This window comes from Streptomyces sp. S6, from assembly GCF_054880855.1.
Map to the genome: position 1 here is coordinate 1 of NZ_JBTYMC010000354.1, position 6193 is coordinate 6193.

At 74.7% G+C, this 6193-nt stretch carries 3 protein-coding genes and 2 pseudogenes; 1 reads left to right on the forward strand and 4 read right to left on the reverse strand.

Translation table 11 applies throughout. The features are described 5' to 3' along the window. From ACVNF4_RS30865 to ACVNF4_RS30880, 4 genes and pseudogenes are all read right to left on the reverse strand, one after another. A pseudogene (locus ACVNF4_RS30865) lies at positions 1 to 471 on the reverse strand (hypothetical protein); the annotation flags it as partial. 6 nt (positions 472 to 477) lie between these two features. Next, a complete protein-coding gene (locus tag ACVNF4_RS30870) occupies positions 478 to 1494 on the reverse strand; it encodes an AAA family ATPase (protein WP_461806183.1) in 1017 nt (338 codons plus the stop codon). Positions 1495 to 1600: 106 nt separating this feature from the next. Then, on the reverse strand, positions 1601 to 3877 hold the full coding sequence (locus ACVNF4_RS30875; protein WP_461806184.1) for a VMAP-C domain-containing protein: 2277 nt from the start codon (positions 3875 to 3877) through the stop codon (positions 1601 to 1603). Positions 3878 to 5118: 1241 nt separating this feature from the next. Continuing rightward, positions 5119 to 5640: pseudogene (locus tag ACVNF4_RS30880) on the reverse strand (CU044_2847 family protein); the annotation flags it as partial. Positions 5641 to 5813: 173 nt separating this feature from the next. Here ACVNF4_RS30880 and ACVNF4_RS30885 point away from each other — a divergent pair. Further along, positions 5814 to 5993: a DUF6104 family protein gene (locus tag ACVNF4_RS30885; RefSeq protein WP_003992906.1), complete on the forward strand. Its 180-nt coding sequence runs from the start codon at positions 5814 to 5816 to the stop codon at positions 5991 to 5993. The last annotated feature ends 200 nt before the right edge of the window (positions 5994 to 6193 follow it).

The window sequence follows — 6193 nt, forward strand, 5'->3', positions numbered from 1 at the left end:
GGGATCACCGTCCGGCGTGAGGCCAACGGGCCCAGCCGGACCGTCGGCAGCGGCAGCAGTCGGCGTGTACTCGACGCCGGGATCACCGTCCGGCGTGAGGCCAACGGGCCCAGCCGGACCGTCGGCAGCGGCAGCAGTCGGCGTGTACTCGACGCCGGGATCACCGTCCGGCGTGAGGCCAACGGGCCCGGCCGGACCGTCGGCAGCGGCAGCAGTCGGCGTGTGCTCGGCGCCGGGGTCCTCGTCCGGGGTAGGGGCGTGGGTGGGTGGGGTGGGAGTCGGCTGAGGTTGCGGGCGGCTTGCAGAGGGGGTGTCCTGGCCGGAGTCGGGAGTTGGCGCGGGGTGTCCCTCATGTGCGGCACGGTCGGGGTCGGGGCGGCCCGGGGTGGGGTCCGAGTCCGGAACCTGGTTCGTCCGGCGGGGGTCGGCGGGGGTGTCGTCGGGGCCGTGGCGGGGGGTCGCGTCGGGCATCGGCGGTCACCTCGGGCGGTCGAGGCGCTGGATGAGGAGGTCGGCGAGCCGGTCCCGGCTGGGCGGGGCGGCGGCGCCGGTGAGGTAGATCGCATTCAACAGCTGGTCCGCGGCGAGGAGTTCACTGCGGGAGCGTTCCAGGAAGTGGGTGATCAGATCGTCGCCCACCCGGGCCGCCTCGTCACCGAGGTGCGCGCGGACGATGGTGGCGAGCCGGTTGTGGTCGGGGCGCCCCAGCTCCAGGTGGATGCAGCGGCGCATCAGGGGGGCCGGGAAGTCCCGTTCACCGTTGCTGGTGAGGACGACGAAGGGGAACTCCCTGCACCGCACGCGCCCGTCCTTGACGCGGACCTTCACCCCGTCCGCCGTCAGCACCTCGGCCTCCCCGTCGGGCAGCCGGTCGGCGATCCGCTCCAGCTCGGGGATCGCGAACTCCCCTTCCTCCAGGACGTTCAGCAGGTCGTTCGGGAGGTCGATGTCGCTCTTGTCCAGCTCGTCGATCAGCAGCACCCTCGGCACGTCCGACGGCAGCAGCGCCGTCCCGAGCGGCCCGAGCCGGATGTAGCTCCCGATCCCCTCGACGGCCCCCGGCGCCCCCGCCGCCGCCCCGAACCCCCCTTGCGCGGCGATCTGGACGTCCTGGAGGCGGGCGATCGCGTCGTAGTGGTACAGCCCGTCCTGGAGCGCGGAACGGCTGACGATGGACCAGCGCAGCACGCTCCCGAGGCCCAGTTCGTACGCGACGGAGTGCGCGAGTGTGCTCTTGCCCGCCCCCGGGTCCCCGGTGACCAGCAGCGGACGCCGCAGATACAGCGCCGCGTTGATCATCTCCAGCTCCTCCGCGCCGGGCCGGTGCAGCTCGGCGAGGTGCCGGTGCGCGCCCAGCCTGCGGTCCTCGGAGCCCTCCCCCGGCGCCTCCCGCCCCGCGAAGTCCCGCCAGGGCGGCGGCGCGGGCAGCCGCTCGACGCCGTCGTGCGGTTCACCGGCACCCCGGTAGATGAGCCACTCGCTGGATTCGGTCATGATCCGGTCCTCCTCACTCGTCGGCTCACCCGGCGCGTACGGCCGTGCTCACGGTATCGATGCCAAGGGGGCGGTGGTAAGGGGTGTGTCACGGCCAGGGAGCGTGTCACGGCGCCTCCAGCAGATCGCCCGTCCCCGGCAGGGGTTGGTGCGGATCGTCGTACAGCAGCGCGACCCCCGCCGCCCAGAACGTCTCGTTACGGCCCCGGCTCAGCCGCACCCTGAGGTGGTGCACGGCCTCCGGCAGCCGTGCCGCGCTCGGCGGGCGGGCGATCTCGTCGGCGCTGCCCCGGTGGAACTCCCCGCACACCGCCTCCGGCCGTCCCCGGCGCAGCAGGGCGACGCCGTACCCGCCGTACACGATCCGCGCGAGCGCCGCCACGTCGTTCTCGTAGCGGTGGTCTCCGTAGCGGCACAGCACGGGGACGGTGCCGTGCGCGAGGGAGCGCAGTTTCTCCACCGTCGGTACCGGTACCCCCAACCCGTCGTCGCAGTCCAGGAGTTCGGCCTTCGCGCGGTGCGAGTGCAGCCACCGCCAGCGCGCGCCGCGCTCCTCCTGCGCGTCGAACCACTCCCCGCCGTCCGCGACTTCGTCGTCCCGCATGTCGTCCACGAGCTGCTCGCGGTCCGCGACCCGGACGACCACCGGCCGCGCCGTCCCCAGCGGCTCCTCCCCCGGGACCGGCCGCCACGTCTCGACGTCCAGCCCCAACTGCCCGTGCGGCAGCGCGACTTGCAGCACCGCGGGCCGCCCGGGTTCGTCGCACCGCCGGAACGCCTCCGCCAGCGGCGCGGCCAGCCGCTCCGGCAACTCCGCGAGCCGTGTCCGCTCCTCCCCCGGCAGCGGGTCCGCCCCGCCGTCGGCACGCAGCACCGAGACCGTCCAGTCACAGCGGTCCGGCTCCCAGGGGCGCGGCAGGATTTCGAGCAGGACGGCGGGGCCGGTGCCGGGGAGGAGGCGGGAACTGTGCGCGGGGGTGCCGGGCAGGGGGGTGTCCTGGTCCGACGGTCCGTTGTGGTCCGGTGGGCCGTCCCCATGCGGTGGGCCCTCCCGGTGCGATGAACCGGAGACGGTGTCCGGGCCGGGTGCGTGGCCGTTCTCGCGGGACGGGCGTTCGCGGCGGGTCCGTTCGTCGCGGTCGCGGAGCCGGTCGATGCGCTGTTCGGCGAGGCCCGCGCGGTAGCGGGCGCCCAGATGGCCCGCCGCCTGCCGGATCCAGGCCCACAGCGCCTCCTCGGCGTCCGCCGTGGTGGCCGAGGTGAAGGGCCGGTCGGCCGACAGGACACGCATCGCGTAGTCGAGGACGAGTTCGAGGGCGCCGTCGTCCCGGGCGCTCTCGTACAGCGCGCCCAGGCCGTCACGCCAGCCGCGCGGGGCCGGCGGGGGCGGGGGGCCCTGGAGGTCCGGCAGGGAGTCCAGGATGTCGAGCAGCGCGCGCGTGCTCGCGGGCGGCGGGAGGTCGGCGAGGCGGCCCAGCAGTTCGACGCGCTCGTCGGGGTCGAGGGTGCGGCCGGGACGCGCGCCGAGCCTGCCCTGGACCTCCGTCCAGGTCTGCGCGCGGGCCGAGGGACGGCGCTGGCGGTCGCGGTGGTAGCGGTCGTGCGCGTGGCACACCGTCTGGTACAGGTCGTCGTGCTCGGCGGTGATCTCCCCCGCCGGGACCTTCAGCGCGCGCAACTGCTCGATGCCGGTGGAGGTGCCGCCGGGGCGGTGGTCCGAGCGGGCCTTGATGACGCCGATGACCTCCCCGCGCGCGAGGTCGATCACCGGCCCGCCGGAGACGCCGTACGGCAGGTCGTTGTCCCCGAGGCGCATCTGGACGTCCGACGACCAGCCGCCGATCGTGCCCTGGACGGCGAGCGTGCCGTCGAGCAGCCGCAGGCGGCCCTCGCTGACCGTCCATCCCGCGTACAGCACCCGCCCCTCCCCGAAGTAGGCGGCGGGCCGCTCCGAGACGTACACGCACTCGTGGTCGTCCACGGGTTCGGACAGCTGGACCAGCGCGAGGTCGGGGGCGGGCCAGTTCCCCGAGTCCGGCATCCGCTCGGGACGCTCCGGGACGGTCGCGACGACCCTGCCGCGCACGGCGCGCAGACCCTCACCGGGCGAGAACCCGCCGCCGGGGAAGTGCCGGTCCCCGGGGAAATACCGATCACTCGTGGAGAGCTGACCGCCGTACGAAAGGCGGTCCCCAGGGGCGATCCGGTCGTCGAGGGAGCTCCGGTAGACCACCACGACCTCGTCCCCCTCCCCTCCGCAGACGACATGCGCGCAGGTCAGCACCCAGTTGGGGGCCACGAAGAACCCGCTCCCGAGAAAGCTGTCGACCTCGTCAGGGGCATACCCTCCCCCACTCCGGTGAATGCGCACCGTCGCCGCCACGACCAGCCCACGCAGTGCACGCCGGGCGGCATCCCCCACATTCGACGCGCCCCCAGCGCGCCCCCCGATCACCTCCACCCCCCACCGCCCTGTCCCCCACCGCCCCCGTGCTCCGGAGCGCCGGGGGGTGCATCGGAATCGGAGAGTGCGGGAGGTTGGACGGCCGAGGACCCCACATCCGACACCGCCCCCCGCACCACCACTCCCGAGGGGACCACCCCGGAGGGGCCCTGCGGGGAGGACGCCGGGGTCGGGGGGGTTGGCTCGGCGGGTGAGGTGCGCGGGACGGGTGAGGCGGGCGGCGGGGTGAGCGCCCCGGAAGGGCCCGGCCGTCCGAACGCCGCCCCCGACCCGACAGGCCCTACAGACCCGACCCACCCGACAGGCCCCGCAAGCCCAGCAACGGGACCGTGCGGCTCGGGTGAGGGTTCGGGAGTGGTGTGGGTGGCTTCGTGCGGGGAGTGGTTGCCGTGGGGCGGCGACGGCGTGTCATCGCCCGTCGGTTCGGCCCTCACCCGTGCTGTCGGCACCGACTCGGGGGGACCGTCGAGGGCGGACGTCACTCCCGGAACCGCTCCTCGCGCGCGGAACGCCGGCTCGGGGACGGCACCCCGCACCTGCGCTGCCCCGAAAGCACCGGCGTCGTCCGCCGGAGCAGCTCCCCGGACCGGGCTCTCGCCGAAGCCGACTTCCCGCCCCGGGAGCTCCCGCGCCCCCGCCGCGCCCCCGCGCGTGGCACCGTCTCCCGACCCGGCCTCCCGTTCCCCGGCCCGGCCCGGCCTGCGCGTGCCCGCCCGAGCGGCAGGGACATCCGTCCTGAACCCGACAACTGCGGGCGGCACCAGCGTGAGCCTCCGTCCGGTACGTCCGGCGCGCACGCGCCTGACGGGGACGTTCGCCCTCTCGGGTGCCGAACGGCGCCCCCGCGCGGGAGGACGATTCCCGCGGGCCGGGGCCTCGCCGTGCAAGGACGTCGCCGAATCGCCCCCACCGGGGTCGGTGGCCCACCCAAGGTTCCTGACCTGCCCCGTACCTACGGCCCGACCAGACCCCGAACCCCGCCCAGCATCCACGTCCCCACCTGAACCCACGCCCTCCCCCGAGCCTCGCCCCTGCCCTGGCTCCCGGCTCTGCCCTGAACCCCCACCCCGCACCGCATCCCCACCCCGCCCGAAGCCCGCACCTCTCCCAGAATCCGCAGCCCTCCCAGAACCAGCCCGCCACCCCCGGAAACCCCCCTGCGAGGAACCGCCTTGCGCACCCCCACCCGGCGATCCCCCACCCTGCGGCCCCCCATCTCCAAGTCCTCCGCCCCCAGGCGCCCCGCCCCCGGCCGGCCGCCCCGAAGAACCACCCGGCGTCGGACCGGGCTCCGCCAAGTCCGGCGGCCCCCCATGGGACCAGGTGAGCGTGACGGTGATCGCCGCCTTCGCCTCCCCGTCCGCGAGAAGGCCGACGACTTTGCCGGCCTTGGCGGTGAGTTCGATGCCGAATTCGACGCTGACCTCGTCGGGCCGCACCGCGCGCAGCGGCTGCGCGAGGGAGCGGGCGACGCCGGTGACGAGGGAGTGCAGACTCTCGACGCCCGCCTCGACCCGCTCGGTGAACCCGGTGTCGCTGTAGGACAGTTGCCCCGGCGGCGCGGCAGGCGCCCGCAACTCACCGGTCCCCGAGATCCGCGCCCACACGGGCGTGCCGTCCGGCAGCGCGACGCGTGCGACGCGCGTCACGTCCCGCCCCGCCTGCTCGGTCTCCTGACTCATGACGCTCCCCCCGCTGCCGCGTTCCCCCTGGCTCCGCCCGTCCGACGCCAGGACCGGCGGCCTATCCTTGCCCTGTGCCCCCGTGGCTCGTCCGCGAGCCGCACACGGGAATCAAGCTCTTTCCCCCGATGGCACGTCCCAACCCCGACGAACCCACCCACGGAGCACGATCCATGTACTTCACCGACCGCGGCATCGAGGAACTGGAGAAGCGGCGCGGCGAGGAGGAAGTCACCTTCGAGTGGCTCGCCGAACAGCTCCGCACCTTCGTCGACCTCAACCCGGACTTCGAGGTACCGGTGGAGCGTCTCGCGACCTGGCTGGCCCGCCTGGACGACGAGGACGACGAGTAACCCCCTCCTCTCCGAGTTCCCGCCGCCCTGTTCCTCTCGTAACGACCGGAGTCTCCCGGCAGTTCCTCAGTCCCGCGGTCTCCCCACGTCGTACGCCAGCCCGAACACCCCGTGCCCCAGCAGCAGCGCCCCCACCGCCGCCCAGCCGGCGCTCCGGCGCCGCACGCCCCACAGGGTGAGCGGCAGCCCGGCGCCGACCT

Excerpts from the sequence above, each read along its gene's own strand:
- ACVNF4_RS30870 (WP_461806183.1), bottom strand. The coding sequence starts at position 1,494 with ATGACCGAATCCAGCGAGTGGCTCATCTACCGGGGTGCCGGTGAACCG.
- ACVNF4_RS30885 (WP_003992906.1), top strand. The coding sequence starts at position 5,814 with ATGTACTTCACCGACCGCGGCATCGAGGAACTGGAGAAGCGGCGCGGC.